The sequence below is a fragment of the Psychromonas sp. genome, from assembly GCF_047632995.1.
Lineage (GTDB): Bacteria > Pseudomonadota > Gammaproteobacteria > Enterobacterales > Psychromonadaceae > Psychromonas.
Genome location: NZ_JBLIEK010000023.1, coordinates 19,223 through 43,242 on the forward strand (window position 1 = coordinate 19,223; position 24,020 = coordinate 43,242).

A 24,020-nucleotide genomic window follows, 5' to 3' on the forward strand; every position below is an offset into this window, starting at 1 on the left:
CAATGTGATTATTCTATATATAGCCAAGCTATCTGGTGATACAGATTCAGGTAGTTTGGATATAAATGCGAATGGAGGCATAAAGCCTCCATTTTTTACAGTAAAGCTAATTTATACTTATAGAGTACGTTTAACTTCAATTATTTCAAACACTTCGATCTGATCGCCTACGCGTACATCGTTGTAGTTCTTAACACCGATACCACACTCAATACCGTTACGTACTTCAGGTACATCATCTCTAAAGCGACGCAATGACTCAAGTACACCTTCGTAAATAACTATATTTTCACGTAGTACACGAATCGGGTTATTACGTTTGATAATACCTTCCGTCACCATACAACCAGCAATTGCACCAATTTTAGGAGATTTAAATACTTCACGCACGTCTGCAATACCGGTGATCTCTTGTCTAAATTCAGGTGGTAATAAACCGCTCATTGCCGCACGTACTTCATCAATCAAGCCATAAATAATACTGTAGTAGTGCAGATCAACCCCTTCATTATCGATAAGTTTACGTGCAGATGCATCCGCACGTACATTAAAGCCGATAACGATTGCACCCGATGCAGAGGCTAAAGAGGCATCTGTTTCAGTAATACCACCAACACCACGACCAATGATATTAACCTTAACTTCATCAGTTGATAGTTTGTTCAATGACTCACAGATAGCTTCGAGTGAACCTTGAACATCCGCTTTAAGCACGATATTGAGTTCTGAAACTTCACCTGCTGCCATATTTGCGAACATGTTATCAAGTTTCGCTTTTTGTTGACGAGCGAGTTTAATATCACGGAATTTACCTTGACGGTATAATGCAACTTCACGTGCTTTTTTCTCATCTTTAACAACGCTGGCTTCATCACCCGCCATTGGTACGCCCGATAGACCTAATACTTCTACAGGGATAGAAGGGCCCGCCACTTCAATAGGTTGACCATTCTCATCACGCATTGCACGAACACGGCCATATTCAAGACCACACAGGAGAATATCGCCCTGCTTTAATTCACCGTGTTGAACCAGGATAGATGCAACTGGACCGCGACCTTTATCAAGACGAGATTCAATTACCACACCCGATGCAGGACCGGTTGCCACTGCTGACAAATCTAACATTTCAGCTTGAAGAAGAATACTGTCTAGTAACGCATCAACACCGGTTCCCACTTTTGCTGAAACGTAAGCAAAGATGTTTTCACCACCCCATTCTTCAGAAATGACATTGTGCTGTGAAAGTTCACTTTTAACACGCTCAAAATCGGCACCTTCTTTATCGATTTTGTTAACAGCAACAATCAATGGAACTTTAGCTGCTTTAGCATGTTGAATCGCTTCAATAGTTTGTGGCATAACACCATCATCTGCAGCGACTACCAATACCACAAGATCCGTCGCCTTAGCACCACGAGAACGCATTGAGGTAAAGGCAGCATGTCCGGGTGTATCTAAAAATGAGATCATCCCTTTATCAGTTTGTACATGGTAAGCACCGATATGCTGCGTAATACCACCCGCTTCTCCGTCAGCAACTTTTGCACGACGAATATAATCCAGTAGTGAAGTTTTACCGTGATCAACATGACCCATGATAGTTACAACAGGTGCGCGAGATGTGCGTTCGCCGCCACCTTGTTGCGCTTCAGCCATTACCGCTTCTTCTAACTCGTTTTCTTTAGTTAGAATAACTTTATGACCCATCTCTTCAGCAACAAGCGTTGCTGTTTCCTGATCAATCACTTGGTTAATAGTGGCCATAGCCCCCATTTTCATCATCACTTTGATAACTTCGGTGGCTTTAACTGCCATCTTATTAGCCAGCTCCGCAACCGTAATTGTTTCACCAATTTTTACATCACGCTCAACAGGTGCAACCGGTTTTTCAAATGCCTGTTGCAAGGCCGACGGCGTATTAGGTCGCATCTTTTTACCACGACGTCCACGACGGATTTTTTCAGATTGTACAGGCGCTGGCGCTTTTTTCTTTTTCTTACGGCGAGAAGGACCTTCTGCTTTTGAATCAGATGCATCTTCTGCTGCCTGAGCTTCTACCGATGAAGTTACATGATAGTCGGCATCAGCGGCTTTCTTACGCGCTTCTTCTTCAGCAGCCCAACGAGCCGAGTTTTCTTCTGCTAACTTTTTGGCCAGTTCCACCTGTTGTGCAGCTTCTTGTTCAGCTTTGACTAATGCGTCATGGTCCGCTTTTTTAAGAATCTCAGCAGCTTCTTGCTCCTGCTTAATCTGCTCTGGTGTTTTTTCTGATTTTACCGATACATACTTTTCTTTGTTGGCAACCGCAGCTTTTTTCGCTTTTTCATCTGCTAATTTTTTAGCCGCTAACTTTTCAGCGTGTGCTTGTTCAGCAATCGCTTTTTTAGCTTCTAGTTGCGCTTGAATCTTTGCTTCTTCAGCTTGCTTAGCCGCGAGTTCAGCTGCATTAGATTCTGCTATTTCGTTATCAGTACGTTTAACGTAAGTACGTTTTTTACGTACTTCAACATTTATCGCATTCGCCTGACCTTTAACATGCAAAGTAGATTTTGTTTTACTCTGCAGGGTCATTTTCTTTTTAGAATCACCACCATGCTGCTTTTGTAAAAACGCAGTCAGTGTTTCTGTTTCTTTTAAGCTCACTTTATCTGATGCTGATTTATTAATACCTGCATCTGTAAACTGTTTAACCAATACGTCGACTGACTTATTTAATTCTCTCGCAAGGTCTTGTAGTAAAATATCTGACATTCTTATTTCTCCTATCTGATGCTTATTCAGCGTCTTCACTGAACCAACAGATGTTACGAGCAGCCATAATCAGCTCCCCTGCTTTTGCTTCGTTCAGTTCTTCAATTTCGATGAGATCATCGACAGCTTGTTCAGCTAAATTTTCAAGCGTAATAATACCTTTACTTGCAAGTACGTACGCCAAATGGCCTTCTAAACCTTCAAGAGCAAGTAGATCGGCCGCAGGCTTCGTGCCTTCTAAACTTTCTTCTTGTGCAAGTGCTTTTGTTGCTAATACGTTTTTAGCACGACCACGTAACTCTTCGACCATCTCTTCATCAAGACCATCAATTTCGAGTAACTCGCTCATTGGTACGTAAGCAATCTCTTCTAAAGAACTAAAACCTTCAGAAGCCAATACGCCAGCAAACTCTTCATCAATTTCAAGTGCCTCAGTAAACAGAGTAATAACACTCTCAGATTCAGCCTGATGTTTCTCTTTTAGCTCTGCCACTGTCATTACATTTAACACCCAACCTGTAAGTTGAGAAGCTAAACGAATATTTTGTCCGTTCCGGCCTATCGCTTTTGCAAGGTTCTCTTCTTCAACTGCAATATCCATGCTGTGTGCATCTTCATCAACAACAATCGAAAAAACTTCAGCAGGAGACATGGCATTGATTGCAAATTGTGCGGGATTTTCATCCCACAAAATAATATCAACACGTTCGCCACCTAATTCACTCGATATAGCTTGCACTCGTGCACCACGCATACCGACACAGGCACCAACAGGATCGATGCGCTGATCGTTAGATTTCACCGCAATCTTTGCACGAGAACCCGGATCGCGAGCCGCGCCCATTAGATCAATCATCTCTTCAGCAATTTCTGGCACTTCCAAACGGAATAGCTCTATTAGCATTTCCGGTTGAGTACGCGTCATAAACAGTTGTGCACCACGAGCTTCGGGGCGAACATCATAGAGAAGACCGCGTAAACGATCACCCGGACGGAAATTTTCACGTGGTAGCATTTCATCACGGAAAATAACCGCTTCAGCATTACCACCTAAATCAAGTAGGATGTTGTCACGGTTCATACGCTTAACAACCCCCGTGATCAACTCTCCCTTTTGCTCTGCATATTGCTCAACAACCTGTGCACGCTCTGCTTCTCGTACTTTTTGTACAATAACTTGTTTAGCCGTTTGCGTGGTAATACGGTCAAAAGTGACTGATTCGATTTCATCTTCGATATACTCACCCACTTTAATTTCAGGGTCATCATATTCAGCAGCTTCAAAGGTGATCTCTTTGCAGGGATGCAGCATCTCGGCATCTTTTTCAAGTACTAACCAACGACGGAAAGTTTCAAATTGACCCGTTTCACGATCAATTTCAACGCGTACCTCTATATCGTTGTCATATTTCTTTTTAGTTGCAATTGATAGAGCGCTTTCTAATGCCTCAAAAATAGCTTCACGTGGAAGCCCTTTTTCGTTAGACACTGCCTCTACGACCAGTAAAATCTCTTTATTCATCTGTAATCGCCTTAATTAATCAAATTTTGGAACAATATTCGCTTTTTGGATATTGCTCAATGCAAAACGCTCTTCTGTACCGTCAACATTTACGCAAATAATTTCACCTTCAACAGAGGCGATAACACCTTTCCATCTGCGACGGTTTTGAATTGGCATTCTTAATTGCACTTTTACCTCAGAACCGATAAATGCGGCATATTGATCTGCAGAAAAAAGAGGACGCTCTAAACCAGGAGATGATACTTCCAGTGTATATTCGTTTGTAATTGGATCTTCAACATCCATTAACGCACTAATTTCACGGCTAACGGCCGCACAATCATCGACTAAAATACCATTTTCATGATCAATATATACGCGCAGCGTTGAATGTTTACCTGCACGAATATATTCGATACCGACTAATTCGTAGCCGAGATCTTCAACATTTGGTTTAAACATTGCTGTTAAACGCTCTTCTAAACTTGCCAAATCTATCCCCTTTCAGATACAAAAAAAGGGCATATAGCCCTATTAAATTAACAACTTATGTTTGTTAAAAACAAAAATAAGTTGTCATATTTCAAAGTTGAAAACAATTTCAACTTCCTAAATAACAAAAAAGCCCCAATAAATTGGAGCTTCATTCAATTTGTCCGTAAAAGGACAAGATACTCTTTTCTAAAGAGGGTATCGAATACCGTTGATTATACCTAGTTAACTATTTCTAATCAATCGCTATTATCAACAATAACAAAATAATTGGTGCGGATAGAGAGACTCGAACTCTCACGACCTAAGTCATAGCCCCCTCAAGGCTACGTGTCTACCAATTCCACCATATCCGCTTAATTTAGATTATTCTGGGATTTGGTTTGAAGTATCGACTTCAACAGGTTTTTCAACAGGCTGTTCAATAACAGTAAGATCTGAAAATTCATCATTTACAGATACTTTATTTGTTGAAAGGTTACCTAAGACGAGGCTTAACCCAAAAAATATTACGGCAAGGAAAGCCGTTGTGCGTGTCATGAAATTACCAGCACCACTTGCACCAAACACTGTATTTGAAGCACCTGAGCCAAATGATGCACCCATACCAGCACCTTTACCTTGCTGAATAAGTACAAATCCAACTAAAATAATTGCAACAATTAAATAAACGACTAACAGTATTTCGTACATAAGAATATATCCAATTTTATTCCAGAAAAACGTCTTTATGCTCCACTAAAGAAGCGTGCGAATATTACCCAAAAGGCAACAAAACCACAAGGGAATATGCAGATAATTTGTATATTTTCGCCAACCAGCGACCTAATCGCTCAAAATTAGCACAAACAGATACAATTATGCTTGTACTTTCTTTTAACGAGGCCAATTACACTTTTACTTTATCTGCTATAGCTTGCGCGTAACCATGAACAATATCTTCTTTATCATCGGCTTCGACCATCACTCTAAACACCGGTTCGGTGCCTGATTTACGCAGTAATACACGGCCACGTTCCCCGAGCAACTCCTCTATGCGTTTAACCTCAGACAATACATCCTCATCTTGTAACGGATCTATTTCATTATTAAAACGCACATTTATCAGTATTTGCGGGAATTTTTTAATCCCTTGTCGCAAATCGTGCAGTGTCATACGGCTGCCCTGCATCGCGCTTATCACCTGCAGACCGGAAACAATACCATCCCCCGTTGCAAGATGTTCCGAGCAGATAACATGACCTGAGTTTTCAGCGCCGATAGACCAGTCGTTTTTCACCATTAACTCCATAACATGACGATCGCCCACATCTGAACGCTCAAATGGAATTCCTAGCGTTTTTAAAGCTAACTCTAAACCTAGATTGGACATTTTAGTCCCGACAGCCCCACCTTTGAGCCTACCTGTACGTAATTTATCGCGCGCGATGATATATAACAGTTCATCACCATCTAATACGTAGCCGGTATGATCAACCATCATCACACGATCACCATCTCCATCAAAAGCGATACCGAAATCCGCTTTCTCTTGCACAACGCGTTCAGAAATAGCCTGCATGCTGGTTGCACCACAATTTAAATTGATATTGACACCATTTGGTTCAACACCCATCGCAATCACTTTGGCGCCCAGTTCATTAATTACCAAAGGCGCTATATGGTAAGTTGCACCATTTGCACAATCGACAACAATTTTTAAACCTCTTAAATCGTACTTGTTGGGGAAAGTACTTTTACAAAATTCAATGTAGCGACCTGCCGCATCTTCAATGCGCGAGGCTTTACCTAACTCACTTGATTCAACACAGATCAATTCTTTTTCAATTTCAGCTTCGATTTCTAGTTCAACTTCTTCAGAAAGTTTTATCCCTTGATCGGAGAAAAATTTAATACCATTATCATAATAGGGGTTATGAGAAGCACTAATAACGATTCCGGCAGTGGCGCGAAAAGTACATGTTAAATAAGCAACCGCGGGTGTTGGCATTGGCCCCATCAATACTGGGCGTAAACCTGCCGCGGTGAGTCCCGCCTGCAGCGCAGCTTCTAACATATATCCGGAAATACGGGGGTCCTTACCTATTAGCACTTTTTTTGAACCCGATTTAGCAAGCACACGGCCTGCCGCCCAACCCAGTTTCAACGCAAACTCAGGTGTAATTAAAGAAGCGCCTACTTTGCCTCGAATACCATCTGTACCGAAATATTTCTTTTTCATGATTTATCCAATTTTGTTTAAATTTATTCTTTAAACGAGTTAACTTCTTGTAACACTCTGATGACATCAACCGTTTCCGCGACATCATGTACGCGAATAATTTGCGATCCCTGCTGCACGGCAATTAACGCCCCGGCAAGGCTGCCTGCTAAGCGGTTATTTATATCACGATTTAATAATTGACCAAACATTGATTTTCTAGAAACGCCAGTCAACAACGGATATCCCAATGCAACAAACTCTTTAGTGGCTGCTAATAGCTGAAAATTATGCTTAAGCTGCTTTCCAAAACCAAAGCCTAAATCCAAAATAATATTATCTTTGCGTATGCCCGCTTCAATACAAGTATTAACACGCTGCAATAAAAAGGTTTTGACCTCTTCAAGCAGATTGTTATATTCAGGCGCACTTTGCATCGTGCGCGGCAAACCTTGCATATGCATCAGACAGACTGGTACCTCTGATTTAGCTGCAATCCCTAATGCACCTTGATCCTGCAAGGCGCGTACATCATTAATTAGATCTGCACCGGCATCAACCGCTTCCTGCATCACTTGCGCTTTACTGGTATCGATAGAGATCCAGCAATCTAAATTTTTATGAATCTTTTCAATGATTGGAATAACGCGATCTAATTCATTTTGCACTGAAACATCACAGGCCCCAGGACGGGTTGATTCGCCGCCAATATCAATAATGGCCGCACCTTGCTGCACCATCGTTGTGGCTTGTTGCAGTGCTTTATCAATATTGGCAAAAAAACCACCGTCAGAAAATGAATCCGGCGTTACATTTAAAATGCCCATCACTTTAGGAGAGGTTAAATCGAGTATTTTGCTTTTACTATGCAGTTGCATTTTGTCTCTCAGCAATAAAAGAGGAAGTAATAAAAAAACCTAAGCAAGCTTAGGTTTTTATATAATAAATTGAGTTGATCACTCGTTTATTCTTTATCGTCTTCTTTTTCTTTTGTTTCAGTGGATGATAATGGTTCCTTGCTATCATCCACAGTTGTCGCGTCTGCGTTTACATTCTCAGGCGCTTCTTTCACGATTTGAACTTTAGCGACCTGTTCCTCTTCATCAGTCCAATCTGCTGGCGGACGCACGTCAATTCGCGCCATTAAATCAGCAACTTGCTCACTATCAATCGTTTCATATTTCATTAATGCATCTTTCATTGCATGTAATATATCAATATTTTCCGTTAATATTTTTTGCGCTCGTTGATAGTTTTTATCAATAAGGAATTTAACTTCTTCATCAATCATTTTGCCTGTTTCATGAGAAACGACATTAGAGCGCAGTGTATTTCCATCAACTGTTAATAAGATTGGCCCTAATTTTTCAGAAAAGCCCCACTCAGTGACCATAGCACGTGCGATCGTTGATGCTTGTTTAATATCCTGAGATGCACCCGTAGATACTTTATCAAGACCGTAAATAATCTCTTCTGCAATTCGTCCACCGTAGGCCACTGCAATACTACTTTCCAACTCAATCCGATTTTGGCTAATCTGATCGCCTTCAGGCAAAAATTGCGTAACACCTAAAGAGCGTCCTCGAGGAATAATTGTGACCTTATGAATAGGATGATGCTGCGGTACTAATCTAGCTACAATCGCATGTCCTGCTTCATGATAAGCGGTAGATTCTTTATCTTCTTCACGCATCACTAAACTGCGACGCTCCGCTCCCATTAAAATTTTATCACGGGCTTGTTCGAAATCTTGTTTATCAACAGTGCGTTTATTGCTACGCGCAGCAAAAAGAGCGGCTTCATTGATAAGATTAGCAAGATCTGCCCCAGAAAACCCGGGCGTGCCTCGTGCAAGTATACTGGCTTGAACATCCGCGCTAAGTGGCACTTTGCGCATATGTACATTTAGTATTTGCTCACGGCCGCGGACATCAGGTAAAGAAACAACCACCTGGCGATCAAAACGTCCGGGTCGTAATAAAGCAGCATCAAGTACATCCGGGCGGTTAGTCGCAGCGATCACAATAACCCCTTCGTTACCTTCAAAACCATCCAGCTCTACTAGCAATTGGTTTAATGTTTGCTCACGTTCATCATTACCACCACCGACACCCGCGCCGCGCTGCCGGCCAACCGCATCAATTTCATCGATAAATATAATACAAGGCGCTGATTTTTTTGCTTGTTCAAACATGTCACGCACACGTGATGCACCAACACCGACAAACATTTCAACAAAATCAGATCCTGAAATAGAAAAGAAGGGAACCTTAGCTTCACCGGCAATCGCTTTAGCTAACAATGTCTTACCTGTACCAGGTGGGCCAACTAGTAACGCACCTGTTGGAATACGCCCGCCTAATCTTTGGAATTTTGTTGAATCTTTTAAATAATCAACAAGCTCTTTGACATCTTCTTTCGCTTCATCACAACCAGCAACATCAGCAAAAGTTGTTTTAATTTGGTCTTCGCCCATTAACTTGGCTTTACTTTTACCAAACGACATTGCACCACCTTTACCTCCTCCTTGCATATTACGCATGAAGAAAATCCAGACACCAATCAAGAGCAACATAGGGAACCAGGAAACAAAAAGAGAAGCTAAGAAACTTGTTTCTTCAGGTGGCGTGCCTTCAACTAATACATTGTTTTTGATTAGATCGTTCAACAGATCAAGATCTGGCGCAGGGATGTAAGTAACAAAACTGGTTTGATTACTTCGAACACCTTTGACCTCTTGTCCGCTAATTTGGACTTGTTGAATTTGTCCTCGGTTAACTTCTTTGACGAATGTTGTGTAGTCTATTTTGGATTTTTTTGCTTCATCTTTTCCAAAACCTTGGAATAGAGACATCAGCACTACTGCGATGACTAACCACAATATCAGGTTCTTTGCCATATCGTTCAAGATGTAAACCTCATGTTAAGAAATAAAATTTAGATTGTAGGTTACTACAGATTAAAACCCGTCGCTACTAAATATACTTCACGCGATCGTGCACGTGATGAATCGGGTTTACGGGTTTTAACGGTTTTAAATAATTTACGCAATTCTTTCATAAATGGATCAAAATCAGCGCCCATAAAGACTTTGACGATAAAGCTGCCCTCTTTGACTAATACAGAGCGACACATATCAAGGGCAAGTTCGACTAGATACATAGATTTAGGCTGATCCATCGCTGCATTACCACTCATATTCGGTGCCATATCTGAGAGCACCACATCGACTTTATGATCGCCAATGCGCTTCAATAAAGCATTTAATACCATCTCTTCACGGAAATCACCCTGTAAAAAATCTACCCCCGCAATGGAGTCCATGGGTAAAATATCACAAGCAATCACTTTGCCTTTTATACCAACAGTATCTACCGCCCACTGTGACCAACTTCCTGGCGCCGCGCCCAAATCTACAACTGTCATGCCAGAGCGAATTAATTTATCTTTACTGTTAATCTCTTCAAGCTTAAAAACAGCACGTGAACGTAACCCTTTTTTATTTGCTTCTTTTACATAAAAGTCGTTTACATGCTCTTGCATCCAACGCTTAGAGCTTCCCGAGCTACTTTTTTTCAATACACCGGGTTTAGATGCACCCGAATTAACTTTTTTACCCATTTATTGTTCCTCGACATTGCCATACTGCAATTATTTATAATGAATAAACAGGATAAATAACAATCAAAATAGTAAAGATTAATAATTAAGGGTAGAATGCTCTGTTTTCAACCCTTAAATGAAAGAAATTTGCATGAAATTATCAAACAAACAAAAGCAACACTTAAAAGGTCTTGCACATAGTCTAAAACCTGTTGTGCTACTTGGCCAAAATGGCTTAACTGAAGGTGTTCTCGCTGAAATAGAGAACGCACTAAGCTTCCACGAATTAATTAAAGTAAAAATCGCTAGCGATGATCGTGAAGTAAAACAATTAATCATTGATGCGATTGTACGTGAAACAGAAGCACTTAATGTTACTAAAATTGGTCACATTGTAGTTCTATACCGCCCAAGCGAAAATAAAAAGATTGAACTACCCCGCAGATAAATATTATTTAGCTTAACTTATCAAAGCCCAGTTCTTACTGGGCTTTTTTATAAATCCCATTAAATAGTAGCGATTCACAGATTGTACATTAATCATTTTGTATCCAACCGTACGAGCAACAGAAGCACTTAATGTTACTAAAATTGGTCACATTGTGGTTCTCTACCGTCCAAGCGAAAATAAAAAGATTGAACTACCCCGCAGATAGATAAATAAATATTACTTATCTTCGCTTCGTTTAAAAAAGCCCAGTTTTTACTGGGCTTTTTTGTGAACCTTATAAAAAAGCCCAGTGCTCACTGGGCTCTTTTATCAGACCAATTAAATATTATGCAATATATTGCACATTAATAATTTCATATTCAATTGTGCCGCCCGGAGTCTGGATCACAATCTCATCGTCTAACATTTTACCAATTAAGCCACGCGCAATAGGTGAACTGACTGAAATTAAGTTTTTCTTAATATCGGCTTCATCATCACCAACAATGCGATAAGTCACTTCTTCATCGGTGGCAATATTGACAATAGTTACCCTTGTACCAAAAATCACTCTGCCGGTATTAGTCAGTTTGCTGATATCAATAATCTGCGCATTGGACAATTTAGCTTCGACATCTTGAATACGACCTTCACAAAATCCTTGTTGCTCACGGGCGGCATGGTATTCCGCATTTTCTTTTAAGTCACCGTGCTCACGAGCCTCCGCAATTGCTTTAACAATTTGAGGACGCGTCACCGTTTTTAATTGCTCTAGTTCAGAGCGTAAGATTCCCGCGCCATTAGTTGTCATTGGATATTGAACCATTCAAAATTACCTTTATATTCGCAATAAGCTGTATTTTAATAAGGCACTATTTTACCCTTGTTTTATCCATTAGTCATTCTTTAAGAAAAATGGTCTCAGTATTTTTAATAATTTGTGCAGCTAAACAACTTTTAGACTCCTTTCTTAATAAGCACAATGACTCGAAAATTATCGGTATATTAAGCGGGGAATTAAACCCATCTTGCTGTAAATAAAGGGGCATATCGGGTGCATCTGTTTCTAACAGTAACGATTCTATGGGTAATCGACGGATCGTCTGTTTCGTTTTTGTTGAGTTTGGATAAGTTATCACCCCACCAATCCCTATCTTAAAACCTAATTTAATAAATTCCATAGCAACCTCGTAACTGCCTGAAAAAGCATGATATACACCACCCAGGGTAAAATGCTGCTTTTTTAATATTTCCAGCACCCGACTTTGCTTTTTAACCACGTGTAGAATAATAGGCAAATTAAATCTTTGTGCGAGTTGTAATTGCTTAATAAAAATAGACTCTTGAAGCTCCATATCAGCGGACGCATATTTATCTAGGCCAATTTCCCCTACGGCTACCTGTTTTTTGTCGCTATGGTTAAGCAACTGCTGCAAACAGAGCAGATCATCTTCTTGCAGACTATCAATGAAATGTGGGTGTATACCTAAAGCGTAATAACACGGCGCATGCTCCGCACATAACGCTTGAATAGCGTGCCAGCCACTTCTCTGTGTTGCGGGAATAATAACCTTGATAATCTGTTTTTCTTGTAGCTGTGATAAGAGCGCATCGAGTTGCACCGTGAAACAGGGGAAATCCAAATGGCAATGACTGTCAATAAACATCTTTGCTCCTAAGGTTGAGATCTTAGATATTAATAGGATAGTCAAAAAGCAGAAGATCAGGCATAAACATAAAACGTTATTTATGCCTGAGGTGAGAATTAATGCTCGCGGGTTTTTCTAAAGTTAATCGCAGGGTAACGTTCAATGGCAAGGTTCAAGTTAACCATAGTAGGTGCAACGTAGGTTAAGTTATTACTACCGTCCAAGGCTAAATTATCGTACGCTTTTTTCTCAAACTCAGCGAATTTAAGCGGATCATTACTATCGACCCATAAAGCGGTGGCCACATTAATCGCCTCATAGAGGGCTTCTACTTTATATTCTAATTTTAAACGTTGGACCACCACCTCAAACTGCAATACGCCAACGGCGCCAACAATCAGATCATTACTACGCAATGGACGAAACACCTGTACCGCGCCCTCTTCTGAAAGCTGCATCAACCCTTTTAATAACTGTTTCTGTTTAAGTGGATCTTTTAAACGAATACGGCGGAACAGCTCCGGAGCAAAATTAGGAATACCGGTAAATTTCAACTCTTCGCCACTGCTAAAGGCGTCACCAATTTGAATCGTGCCATGGTTGTGCAAACCAATAATATCACCAGGATAAGCTTCTTCAGTTGCTGATCTATCGCCCGCCATAAAAGTAACGGCATCTGAAATACTGACCATCTTCCCGGTACGGGGATGGTACATCTTCATCCCTTTTTCATATTTACCGGAGCACACTCTCATAAAAGCAATACGGTCACGGTGTTTTGGATCCATATTCGCTTGAATTTTAAAGATAAAACCAGAAAACTCTTCTTCCACTGGCTCAACAATACGCTCTTTAGCTTGACGAGAAAGCGGTTTTGGCGCCCATTCCACCAGACCATCTAATACATGATCAACACCAAAGTTACCCAGTGCGGTACCAAAATAGACAGGTGTTAACTCGCCCTTTAAAAACAGTTCAAGATCAAATTTATTCGATGCCCCCAGTACCAACTCTAATTCTTCACGCAGTGACGCTGCAAACATTGGCAACGCTGCGTCAAGTTCAGGATTATCCAACCCCTTAATAACACGGCTCTCTTGAATCGTATGACCTTGACCTGAAGAATATAAAATAATTTCATCACGTAACAGATGATAAATACCTTTAAACTCTTTACCCATACCGATAGGCCAGGTAATAGGTGCACAGGCGATGTTTAATACATCTTCCACTTCATCCATCAGATCGATTGGATCGCGAGTATCACGATCACATTTATTCATAAAGGTGATAATCGGCGTGTCGCGCAGGCGGGTTACTTCCATCAATTTAATGGTACGCTGCTCAACACCTTTGGCAGAGTCAATCACCATTAAACAGGAATCTACCGCCGTTAAAGTACGGTAAGTATCTTCTGAGAAATCCTCATGCCCCGGAGTATCAAGCAGGTTAACTATCGCATTATGATAGGGAAACTGCATAACTGAGGTAGTAATAGAGATACCACGCTCTTTTTCCATCTCCATCCAGTCAGATTTTGCGAACTGACCTGATTTTTTACCTTTTACTGTACCGGCTTTTTGTAGCGCGTTACCAAACAAAAGTACTTTTTCAGTGATCGTAGTTTTACCCGCATCAGGGTGAGAGATGATAGCGAATGTGCGTCTGGAGTTGACTGCTTCTAGGAATTTAGCGTCTGCCATTTTAGAATTCTCTTAATTTGTACACGATTTTGTACACAATAATATTTTTAATAGGGTTCGATTTTCGAATGGGCGCAACTATAGCAAATTCAGATAAGCAATTCATTTAATATCAGCGTAGATATAAACGAACATATCTTGTTAAATGTTCAGTTTAAAAAAAAACAGCCTGATTATCTAAACGAAAAAATCGATTAATACGAAAAAAGGATCCAAATTGATTATTTATAACTGCCTATTATCAATCAGAACAATTATTGAGTCCTTTCAGGTTCTCACTGAATCAATTTCAATCCTACGGGTAACCCCTCACCAAATACGCGTTTGGTTTCTGCTTCATTTAGTTCTTTAACGCTGGCAACCATCTCTATCCAACTCTCGGGCGCTTTAACGTTAGTTAACTGCTTTATAATTTTAGTCCGCCAATTTGTGTCAAGATCACGGCTGCGATCGCCACTCATACGTGACATTAATACAACCGCAAAAGCGGCTTGCGGATTTTTTTTCCAGTCGATCGACAGTAATCGGGGCAGCCAGCTTTGCACCTCTTTTTTATCAATAACATTATGCGCACTGCCATGAAAAGGGATCCGTGATGCGAGTCGGCCAAGGGCCCACCAACTACTACTGGTTTCTGATGATTTCTGTAACCGTTTTAATAACCATTGACCTATTTTAGTTTTATTTTCAACAGGTAAAAGCTCTAAGGTTGCAACCAATTTAACCATATCTTGATAGGATTTTTGTTTCGCTTCCTCCTTTAATTTGCGATTAGTTAATGCGGCCGGATCGATAAATTTTTCGATATCCTCAAAAACGCGCGCCTGCTGCAGCGCACTGAGTCCGCCGGCAGCGCGTCGCCAGAATGTCCACCAATCGATCCAAACTTGGGTTTCCTGATGATGCTGCAGCCCCTGCTCATATAAACCCCAAACTTGCTCAATACGCCAATCATCAATGGGATAACCAAAACCGGGACGTAAACAATAACCGGCCAGATTAAACCAAATCCGCTCATGGGCAGCAGAGCGACGGCGGTGACTTTTACCTTCCAATAACTGATCGAACAATGCACGCAGCAGAGGGAGTTCCCAGTTATCGCGCTTGCCCAATATTTTTTCAATATCAGCACGTAAACTTTTAACCGCTTTGGGTGTTACTTGTTTTTTACTCTCACCGAAGACCAGATCGATTTTTTCTCTAACCTGATCAAAGCCCTCGGGCAGTGTGGCTGTTTTATCCGTTGCACTGTGCTGTGATAGTTGCTTACGAATTTGAAATTCAAGATGCCAACGTTGCTCATTTTCCGCCACACAATCTATTTTCAGCGTGCCGACTTCGGTGAACCTGGTTGCCAAGGAGACAATAACCGAGTCTAAGGTGGTTTTTTCTAATACGACAACCAGCGGAGGCAGTGAAATAAAACGCCCACTGGCCAAAGTCTGTTCGTCAATAGTAATGATTTCACCGACTCTATAGGCTTGGTCGGCAGTAGTAGAAAAGAGATGAAACTGAACAGGTGAACCTAACTGTAATGAAAATTTTCTTTCGCAAAGAGCCAGCTCTTGCTCCTCTTCAGTGCCTTTAGGCAGTAAACAAATTGCCTGTTTACCCGCGTCTTGCTGCTCAAGTACCAGAAAGACTGTGCGCGCCGAACCGCCACCAATTTTAAGTTGAGCACCACGGCGCGCTCCCGCATAAGCCACCGCACCCTGCGCAACAGCCAGGTTAGGATGATTGTTTTCCAGTCTATTTACCGCATTGCCACGCCATGCACTTAGCAGCTCAATAGTGCGTTCACTGAGTACGGCGCTATTAAAAACGCCCCCATTAAATAATACCGCATCGGGAATAGCGTGAGTTCCTGATTGAGTAGGAGCAATAGCTAATGCATCTTCACAAGCTATTTGGTGATCGGCGATAAACTCGGCAATATGTTTGCTCACGGCGGGATCGGCAGCATAAGGAAGGCCAAACTCTACAACAGCACTACGTCTTTTAAGCGGCCGCTGATCGAAGCTAATATTGGGAAAAAAACCTTCTAGCGCAATATCTCTCACCGCTTGTTTCGAAAGTTCACAGCTTTTAGCGCCGCCTATTAGTTTTGCGCCACTGCCTAATACAGTTACCTTGGCACTGTCGGGCGCATTTTCCCCCATCAATAACTCTTTTGCTTTTCGTGTTTGCTGTATTAATTGCGATAAGCTCGCTGCGCTGAGCTTTTTATTTGAAGATGCTTCACCATTAATCAGCCCCTCGGCAATATGTGCCAGTGCCAAATCAACATTATCCCCGCCCAGCATAAGATGATTACCCACACCGATACGAGTCAGTGCCAACGCATTGTCTTTACCTTGAGCCACTTTAATCAGACTGAGATCCGTCGTACCACCGCCCACATCACAAACCAGCAATAGTTTTATTTTAGCCAGTTGCGTTTGTACCGTATCACCCTGCCTTGCATACCAGTCATAGCAAACGGCCTGAGGTTCCTCAAGCAATAAAATATTGACCAGACCAGCGCGATTTGCAGCCTCTACAGTGAGCGCCCTTGCTCCCTCATCAAATGAAGCAGGAATAGTAATGACCACTTCCTGCTCTTCCATCAAGGCATCAGGATGGGCAAAATTCCAGGCATGACGTACATGCAATAAATAACTTGCAGAAGCAAGCACCGGAGATACTTTTGTCACCCCTTCTGCACCAGCCCAGGGGAGAATATCCGCACTACGATCAACTTGTGGATGAGAAAGCCAACTTTTCGCACTAACGACTTGGCGGCCATCAACCTTTGCGCCCAACTCTCTCGCCCATTCCCCGATAACGACCAGAGGCAATTCGCCCTCTAGTCTATCGAGGGCAGCATTGGACCAAGGTAGTTGTAAATCGACAGGGTTGATTTCACCATCAGCCGGATGATAACGAAATGAAGGTAATAAAGGCCGTTTAGCCACTTCGCCCGGGGCAACTAACTGTTCAATTTCAAAGATATGGCAGTTATCTGAGGTTAACGGCTTAAGCATATCAGCATAGGCAACCACAGTATTGGTGGTGCCTAAATCGATACCGATAAGATATTTTACTGCTAGATTATTCATTTAATCTCGGACATCCAGCTCAATGTGCCAGCGCTCAGGAGAGCCTTTGGTATCGCGACTGTTAACCGCGACGGCTTCAAGTTGAAGAGTCCCGACTTCGGTGACTTTAGCCAGCAAGCGAACCGGTACAACATCGCCCACATGGCGTCCTTCGACCGATAAGGTCGCTTGTAATTCAGGCAGTTCTCGTAATTCATCATCCTGCCAATGTTCGAGCTGTAGACCTGCTTGATCATGACGACGGGTGTTCGAACCAAAAAAACGAAAGTGCACAGGTTCGCCGACAACCAAACCAAATTCGACTTTACTCGGCGCCGTTTCAGATCCCTCCTCCATGCCAAAAGGCGCGATACATAACGCTTCCAATGGGGGTTCCATGCCGGGAATAGCGGGCATCGAACTTTCAATTCCTACGTAATAAGTATTTGCTAAGCCGCCGCGAATTCGTACACCCTGCCCGCGTTTAACATAACCGTAATAACTTGCACCACTGGCAACAGCAAGGTCTAGGTCGGAGTCGGCTAATAATCGCGCTTTTTCAGCGCCCGCATCCTCTAGCCACTGATTGATAATCGCTAAGGTCCGCTCTGCTAATAGAGGCGATTTCAGTACGCCACCGTTAAATAAAATGGCCGAGGGTTTAATAAAATCAGCAATACCGGCCTGATCAAAATCACCTGCTAATGGATCTGCAAAATCTTCATTATTAGTTTGCGAGCTTGTATTACCCAAAAGATCGTCAGCGGCACTCACCTGCCTGCTTAAAAAAGCCGCCAGGTGACGCGAAACAGCAGGGTCTTGGGCGTAAGGCAGACCCTTTTGGGTTAACCCACCGCGACGAACCGATCTTGGATGTTCATTGATATTAACGACAGGGAAGAAACCTTCCACCAATGCCTCACGAACTTCATTTCGGGTTAACTCACTGCGCAGAGTTTTACCCAGCAGTTTTGAGCCGCGACTGGGCACAGTAATAGGCACGCTGTCTATATCGTTATCGAGTAAGAGTTGCTCTTTTGCATCCCGACAAGCTTGACTAATCGCCTGAATTTGCCACGCCTGTAACTCTTTTCCCTGTTCGGTTAGCTTAGCTTTAACCCGATAGGCCAGCGCTAAATCCATATTATCACCACCGAGTAATATATGGTCCCCCACAGCAATACGATTCAGCGTTAAATTGCCCTCTTCTTCAGTCACCGCAATTAATGATAAATCTGTGGTACCACCGCCAACGTCAACCACTAAAATAATATCACCCACTTGAACCTGCTCACGCCAAGCTTCTCCGCAGGCGTGGATCCAGTTATAAACCGCCGCCTGAGGCTCCTCTAACAAAGTAAGGTTATCAAAACCAACTCGCTTGGCAGCTTCTGCAGTCAGCTCTCTTGCTGCAGGATCAAATGAAGCAGGAATGGTGATAGTTACGTCTTGTTTCGCTAATGGAAAATCGGGAAACTTATCATCCCAAGCAGCGCGCATATGATCTAAATATTCAAAGGTTGCATCTAATGGCGATATTTTACTGACCTCTTCAGGGCTAGCGGAGGGTAAAAATGCCGCATGGCGATCAACACCGCTGTGGCACAACCAGCTTTTTGCGCTAGAGACTAAGCGAATGGCCGTTTTACTGCCCAGTTCCCGCGCAATACTACCAACGATCGCTTTAGGCTGCGCATTCCAAGGTAGCGCAATATCAGCATCATTTAATTCCGATGGATGGGCCATGTAGATAAAAGAGGGTAATTGTTTTTTTTCTTCAATAATACCCGGCTGCGTTAATTGCGGAATAGACATAATAGTTAATTCCGGCACTACGGCAGGATCTTCCGTAATATTCAAAAGATCCATATAAGATAATACACAGTGTGTTGTACCTAAGTCGATCCCGACAGAATAGCGGGATGGTGTTTCATTTGCTATCGTTTCATTAGGTATAGTTTCGTTCATAACTCTACCTCCGCAGGTGCAACGATTGAAGCATCATGTCCCGCAGCTAATTTAGGCAACTTAACCTGACTCACTTTCCAACCTTTATGGATCAAAATGCCGTTAAAGGGCGCATTCCCTACTACATTTCCGGTAAGACGAACTTCAGATGCGTTAAAACCTTCAGGTATACTAATTCGCGTTTCTTCCTCTTCATTGCGAATCGCTTCGAGGGTAAAATAAGTATTCAATGTTTTCTTGCTGCCCTCATGGACAACGCGCGCAGCAGCCCCGATATCAGCATCGGAATAAGCGCTTAAATCTTCCTGAATAAAATCAATAAAACGCGCATCCTGCTGCAATAAAGTTAATAATTGTAACGCAGCCTCTGGCGTCGATTCTTTTAATAATACGGGTTTAGGCTCTGTCTTAGTCACTTCCGGGACGGTTTGTGCAACCGGCTGCTCAATGACAGCATCACTGCCTTCAATATTATTTCCCTGAGTCTCCTGATTAGAGGATGGTTTCTTTTTAGTTAAAAACAACACTAAAAAGAATACAGCGGAGATGCCCAACCCTAAGTGAAGCGTATCAATAGTCGTGGGGAATGCAGATAAATCTATATTCATTTTACTTTCCTAATAATGTCAAATGAGCCATTGCTCAAATGATATAAAATCCATGGTTATAAAAAAGATCAACCATAGTACTTTGTATTGGTCGTTAACAATATTGATTATGTGAAAATAAGAATTTAGATTCAAATGATCAGTGTATAACTTGAACAGGTAAAAAAAAGCAACACCAAATCAACTAATTCTATTTTATTGCATTTTAACACGACATTTCTTAAAAATTTAATATTGAAGATATTACTGCAAAAATAATTTATGAAATAGGTACTGCTATTCTTAAAACGTCATTCCGGAGTTTTTAGAGGTGATAGGCTGATTTTAAATATAGTTATAGCGCTTCAGCATGATATTTCATCGATTTGTCACCCTCTGCCGATAACAAACAGAAATAAGGATAAATACCTGTGTTAATATAACCGACTAAAAATTATTTATTATTAAAATGGTGTCCCATGAAAATACTCGTACGCAACCTTGCTAAAGCAACAACCGAAGAAAAACTATTAAGCTTATTTAGTGAATATGGCAAAGTACAGTCTTGCGCTTTGGTGTTAGATAAAAGTACCGGCAAGTCCAAAGGCTTTGGTTTTGTGGAAATGCCAAAAGTAGGCGAAGCAAAAGTTGCCATACAAAAATTAAATGGCTATAAATTAGCGGGTAATTTTATTCGCGTGAAAAAAGATGAAACGCAAAAAGATGAAACAGAAAAAGAGAGTGCTGAACTGGTAACAAAAACAGCAGACAAAGCAAAATCAACAGCGAAAAAAGAAGTGAAGAGCCAGAGTGCCAGCAACGATAAAAAAGCGTCTTCAGAAGTACAAGGCAATGAAAACAATACGCGCAATATATATGGCACAATAAAAAAATCAGATGACCAATTTTAATAACTAACTGCCGTTAAGCCTTTAGCGGCAGCTATTTATCCATTAATTTATTTTCTTGCATTTTTCGGGACAAAAGATCAAAGCGACTTAAACAAAGCTTCCCTAAATTTACTCTATCTATTTTAGCAAGCTTGATAGCACTTTTTTGCTGCTCAATGGCAACAATATCCGATAGGTTTTTTGGGTGATTTTGACGTTTAAGCAGACTATCGTTATACATTTCGCTGTAATAGCTAAACATCACAGAATCCCCCATTTCAGCCGCTATATCACTGCAAGCTTTATAATTGGCTAAGGATCGCCCTAATGTTTTTAATTGTGCATCCGAAAACGGTTCAGCGAATGAGACTGAAACATAAAACAAGAAAAAAAACGCCATTATATTTTTCATTGTTCCCCCAAAAAACAAAAAGAGACGTTAAGTCTCTTTTTACAACGAGTGATTTGAATTAAGCAAGGGCTTGTTCAAAATCGGCTAATAAATCGGCAGTGTTTTCAATACCAATTGAACAACGCACCATGGTTTCACTGATCCCCATTTTTTGACGAACCTCTAACCCCATTTCACCATAAATAGTAGGCGCTACAGGTAAGGCCAATGTACGGTTATCACCAAGATGGGTTGCATTGATCACTATCTTTAATTTATTTAACAGTTCACAACAATCTTCACCGGCAATAAGATCAAAACTTAAGATAGCACCGAATTTTTTAAACAAGCGTTTTGCCAAATCATGCTGAGGGTGATTTTTTAAGCCTGGATAATAAACTTTTTCAACCTTGGGGTGTGCTTCTAATAATTGTGCTAACGCCAATGCGTTATCACATTGACGCTCCATGCGTAGCTCCATGGTTTCACTGCCGACAGAAATCAGATGAGCAGTTTGCGAGCTCATGCAGCCGCCCATATCACGAAGGCCTTTTTTCTTAATTTGGCTGATTCCCCACATTGCACTGTCTCCCTTACGGTAGGCAGGGAAAATATTCGGGTATACTTGCCAGTCAAATAAACCACTGTCTGTAACCGAGCCGCCTAATGCATTACCGTGTCCGGCCACATATTTTGAAAGAGAGGTGACGATTAAACTGACTTTAACCTTTGTCGCATCAAACAGATAACTTGAAGTCAATGTGTTATCGATAACATAAACCAGTTTTTCATTTTCGCAGAAATCACCAATCGCTTCGAGCGCACTAATTTGGGTAACTGGATTTGCAATCGTTTCGACAAACACCATGCGGGTATTTTCTTGTTTTGCCGCTTGCACTTCTTCTATCTTAGTTGCATCGACAAGTGTCACTTCAATGCCGTAACTTTGCAGTGTGCCCATTATGCTGTTGGTATTACCGAATAAAAAACGACTGCAAATCAGATGATCACCTGATTTTAATAAAGACAAAAAAGTAGTCGTAATAGCTGCCATTCCAGAGGAAAAAGCGAGGGTTGAATAACCATTCTCCATTTGGCAAATTTTATGCTGAAGTGCATCAATCGTTGGCGTGGATTGACGCGCATAAGCGTGACCGGGCTGACCTTGGAATACATCAATCAAGCCTTGTACATCATTAAAGCCATAAGGGACAGAGTTGTGGATTGGTGCGTGAATTGCGCCATATTCTAAATTTAATAAACGGTCTGAATGCACTATTTTTGTTGTAAAACCTTGCTCTGACATCTTAATTCCTTGAGTTGTTTTTTCAAACGTTAGTTTGCATTAAATAATTTATTATTTTTAACATTATACAGAGATAAACAAGCAAGTTGAAATCGAATATATATACTGATTTCGTATTTCTTATCTGTTTATTTTTGACTGGCATTGTGGTCTTATCTTATCAAGAAAAACCGCTTACTAAACGCCACTCTTCGATTACAACAGCAAGCGCTTATCAATATGGATATCAAGGGGAGGATAGCGCTAGATTGTCGCTATCCTATCTAGGCACGAGATGCCCTTTTAGATTTTCTCGTCTTGGCTAATTCGACTTGCCACAGCACCTTGCTGCTTTTGATATTTTGCGTTGGTCCGTTTGTTATAAGGACGTGCGGCAGGCGCAGATAACAACTCAAAATTCAATGCGCCTATGGTCATTTTAGGACGCAACGCCAGTGGTATCTTTCCACTATTGTAAAATTCTAAAACGATTTTCCCCGACCAGCCGGGATCGATTCTATGTGCTGTCACATGCACCATTAAACCTAAACGTGCAAGTGAAGAGCGGCCATCTAACCAACCAACAATATCGGCAGGTAAGGTTACATCTTCATAGGTAACAGCCAGTGCCAACTCTCCAGGATGTAAGAAAAATGCCTCACCCTCTGCAATGATAATCGTATCACTCATCACTTTCTCAAGTGAAGCTGCGACCTCCTCGGAGGGGCCGGAGAGATCGATATAAGGCGTGGTGTGTTCACTGAACACTCTGAATTCATTGCCCAAGCGGATATCGACACTGACACCTGAAATGGCGGATTGTGGTGGCCTTGGATTTATGACCAATTTGCCTGCATCTAAATATTCTTCGATATGGGTATCACACAAGCGCATTTTTTTCTCCAGGAAACGAAAGTCGTTGATCAATTTAGGGCATTATACATGTAATTTGAGTTACATAAAATAAGGGCTGGTTAGAGATTTTTTAATGAGGGTTAATATAAAACAAGGTGTCACTATTTTTCTTACAGGCATAAAAAAAGCAAGTCCATGACCTGCTTTTTGTTCAATCAGAATGAGCTAATTAAAGCTCATCGAAGCAATATTAAAGCGCTACGATGTTTTCTGCTTGAGGGCCTTTTTGACCTTGAGTTACAGTAAACTGTACTTTTTGGCCTTCAGCAAGAGTTTTGAAACCTGTGCTTGCGATTGCAGAGAAATGAGCGAATACGTCAGGACCGTTTTCTTGCTCGATAAAACCAAAGCCTTTAGATTCGTTAAACCATTTTACTGTACCAGTAGTAGTTGTAGACATAATAGTATCCTATTTAATTTGAGTAATTTAACCTTGTAAATCAAGGCAGTTGGCGAGAAGTGTTGCTATTACTTATGAAGTATAGGATCGGTACATAATACGGAACATCGAACATAAATATAAAACGAACTTTCAAGCTACAAAGAATTATATATTGCTATCGTTATCTGTC

20 protein-coding genes and 1 tRNA gene are annotated in these 24,020 nt (G+C 41.4%); 2 read left to right on the forward strand and 19 right to left on the reverse strand.

Annotated elements, in window-relative coordinates; translation table 11 throughout:
• Positions 1–117: 117 nt before the first annotated feature.
• The 9 genes from infB to rlmE all read right to left on the reverse strand — a co-directional run bounded on the left by infB (position 118) and on the right by rlmE (position 10,571).
• Complete coding sequence (gene infB / locus ACJAT7_RS06110) at positions 118–2,754, reverse strand: translation initiation factor IF-2 (RefSeq protein WP_415225919.1); 2,637 nt, start codon at positions 2,752–2,754, stop codon at positions 118–120.
• Positions 2,755–2,776: 22 nt separating this feature from the next.
• Entirely contained in the window at positions 2,777–4,276 is a 1,500-nt protein-coding gene (gene nusA, locus ACJAT7_RS06115; protein WP_415225920.1) for a transcription termination factor NusA, read from the reverse strand.
• A 15-nt stretch (positions 4,277–4,291) separates the two neighbouring features.
• Positions 4,292–4,750, reverse strand: a complete 459-nt coding sequence (gene rimP, locus ACJAT7_RS06120; protein ID WP_415225921.1) for a ribosome maturation factor RimP — start codon at positions 4,748–4,750, stop codon at positions 4,292–4,294.
• A 271-nt stretch (positions 4,751–5,021) separates the two neighbouring features.
• Positions 5,022–5,106: transfer RNA gene (locus tag ACJAT7_RS06125), tRNA-Leu, on the reverse strand.
• Positions 5,107–5,116: 10 nt separating this feature from the next.
• A complete protein-coding gene (secG, locus tag ACJAT7_RS06130) occupies positions 5,117–5,443 on the reverse strand; it encodes a preprotein translocase subunit SecG (RefSeq protein ID WP_415225922.1) in 327 nt (108 codons plus the stop codon).
• 196 nt (positions 5,444–5,639) lie between these two features.
• Positions 5,640–6,974, reverse strand: coding sequence for a phosphoglucosamine mutase (glmM, locus tag ACJAT7_RS06135; RefSeq protein WP_415225939.1), 1,335 nt, complete (start codon positions 6,972–6,974; stop codon positions 5,640–5,642).
• A gap of 20 nt (positions 6,975–6,994) precedes the next feature.
• Positions 6,995–7,828: a dihydropteroate synthase gene (gene folP / locus ACJAT7_RS06140; protein WP_415225923.1), complete on the reverse strand. Its 834-nt coding sequence runs from the start codon at positions 7,826–7,828 to the stop codon at positions 6,995–6,997.
• An 86-nt stretch (positions 7,829–7,914) separates the two neighbouring features.
• Positions 7,915–9,858 (reverse strand): ATP-dependent zinc metalloprotease FtsH, encoded by a 1,944-nt coding sequence (gene ftsH, locus ACJAT7_RS06145; protein ID WP_415225924.1) that lies wholly within the window; start codon positions 9,856–9,858, stop codon positions 7,915–7,917.
• 44 nt (positions 9,859–9,902) lie between these two features.
• Positions 9,903–10,571 carry a 23S rRNA (uridine(2552)-2'-O)-methyltransferase RlmE gene (rlmE, locus tag ACJAT7_RS06150; RefSeq protein WP_415225925.1) on the reverse strand — a complete coding sequence of 223 codons (669 nt, stop codon included), beginning with the start codon at positions 10,569–10,571 and terminating at the stop codon, positions 9,903–9,905.
• A 133-nt stretch (positions 10,572–10,704) separates the two neighbouring features.
• On the opposite strand from rlmE, the gene yhbY reads away from it, so the two are divergent.
• On the forward strand, positions 10,705–11,001 hold the full coding sequence (gene yhbY, locus ACJAT7_RS06155) for a ribosome assembly RNA-binding protein YhbY (RefSeq protein WP_415225926.1): 297 nt from the start codon (positions 10,705–10,707) through the stop codon (positions 10,999–11,001).
• A gap of 328 nt (positions 11,002–11,329) precedes the next feature.
• Here yhbY and greA read toward each other — a convergent pair whose 3' ends face one another.
• The 6 genes from greA to ACJAT7_RS06185 all read right to left on the reverse strand — a co-directional run bounded on the left by greA (position 11,330) and on the right by ACJAT7_RS06185 (position 19,988).
• Complete coding sequence (gene greA, locus ACJAT7_RS06160; RefSeq protein WP_415225927.1) at positions 11,330–11,809, reverse strand: transcription elongation factor GreA; 480 nt, start codon at positions 11,807–11,809, stop codon at positions 11,330–11,332.
• A 73-nt stretch (positions 11,810–11,882) separates the two neighbouring features.
• Positions 11,883–12,650, reverse strand: a complete 768-nt coding sequence (locus tag ACJAT7_RS06165) for a TatD family hydrolase (RefSeq protein ID WP_415225928.1) — start codon at positions 12,648–12,650, stop codon at positions 11,883–11,885.
• Positions 12,651–12,748: 98 nt separating this feature from the next.
• Positions 12,749–14,335, reverse strand: coding sequence for a peptide chain release factor 3 (prfC, locus tag ACJAT7_RS06170; RefSeq protein ID WP_415225929.1), 1,587 nt, complete (start codon positions 14,333–14,335; stop codon positions 12,749–12,751).
• A gap of 275 nt (positions 14,336–14,610) precedes the next feature.
• Positions 14,611–17,433, reverse strand: a complete 2,823-nt coding sequence (locus ACJAT7_RS06175; RefSeq protein WP_415225930.1) for an Hsp70 family protein — start codon at positions 17,431–17,433, stop codon at positions 14,611–14,613.
• On the reverse strand, positions 17,434–19,380 hold the full coding sequence (locus ACJAT7_RS06180) for an Hsp70 family protein (RefSeq protein ID WP_415225931.1): 1,947 nt from the start codon (positions 19,378–19,380) through the stop codon (positions 17,434–17,436). It abuts the gene before it with no gap.
• A complete protein-coding gene (locus ACJAT7_RS06185) occupies positions 19,377–19,988 on the reverse strand; it encodes a DUF2760 domain-containing protein (RefSeq protein WP_415225932.1) in 612 nt (203 codons plus the stop codon). Before ACJAT7_RS06185 ends, ACJAT7_RS06180 begins: the two co-directional genes overlap by 4 nt.
• A 458-nt stretch (positions 19,989–20,446) precedes the next feature.
• On the opposite strand from ACJAT7_RS06185, the gene ACJAT7_RS06190 reads away from it, so the two are divergent.
• On the forward strand, positions 20,447–20,878 hold the full coding sequence (locus tag ACJAT7_RS06190; RefSeq protein ID WP_415225933.1) for an RNA recognition motif domain-containing protein: 432 nt from the start codon (positions 20,447–20,449) through the stop codon (positions 20,876–20,878).
• A gap of 31 nt (positions 20,879–20,909) precedes the next feature.
• On the opposite strand, the gene ACJAT7_RS06195 is transcribed toward ACJAT7_RS06190, so the two are convergent.
• The 4 genes from ACJAT7_RS06195 to ACJAT7_RS06210 form a co-directional block, all read right to left on the reverse strand.
• Positions 20,910–21,269, reverse strand: coding sequence for a hypothetical protein (locus tag ACJAT7_RS06195; protein ID WP_415225934.1), 360 nt, complete (start codon positions 21,267–21,269; stop codon positions 20,910–20,912).
• Between the two features lie 58 nt (positions 21,270–21,327).
• Positions 21,328–22,554: a cystathionine gamma-synthase family protein gene (locus ACJAT7_RS06200; protein ID WP_415225935.1), complete on the reverse strand. Its 1,227-nt coding sequence runs from the start codon at positions 22,552–22,554 to the stop codon at positions 21,328–21,330.
• Between the two features lie 282 nt (positions 22,555–22,836).
• Entirely contained in the window at positions 22,837–23,427 is a 591-nt protein-coding gene (dcd, locus tag ACJAT7_RS06205; protein WP_415225936.1) for a dCTP deaminase, read from the reverse strand.
• 211 nt (positions 23,428–23,638) lie between these two features.
• A complete protein-coding gene (locus ACJAT7_RS06210; RefSeq protein WP_028866731.1) occupies positions 23,639–23,848 on the reverse strand; it encodes a cold-shock protein in 210 nt (69 codons plus the stop codon).
• Positions 23,849–24,020: the final 172 nt, after the last annotated feature.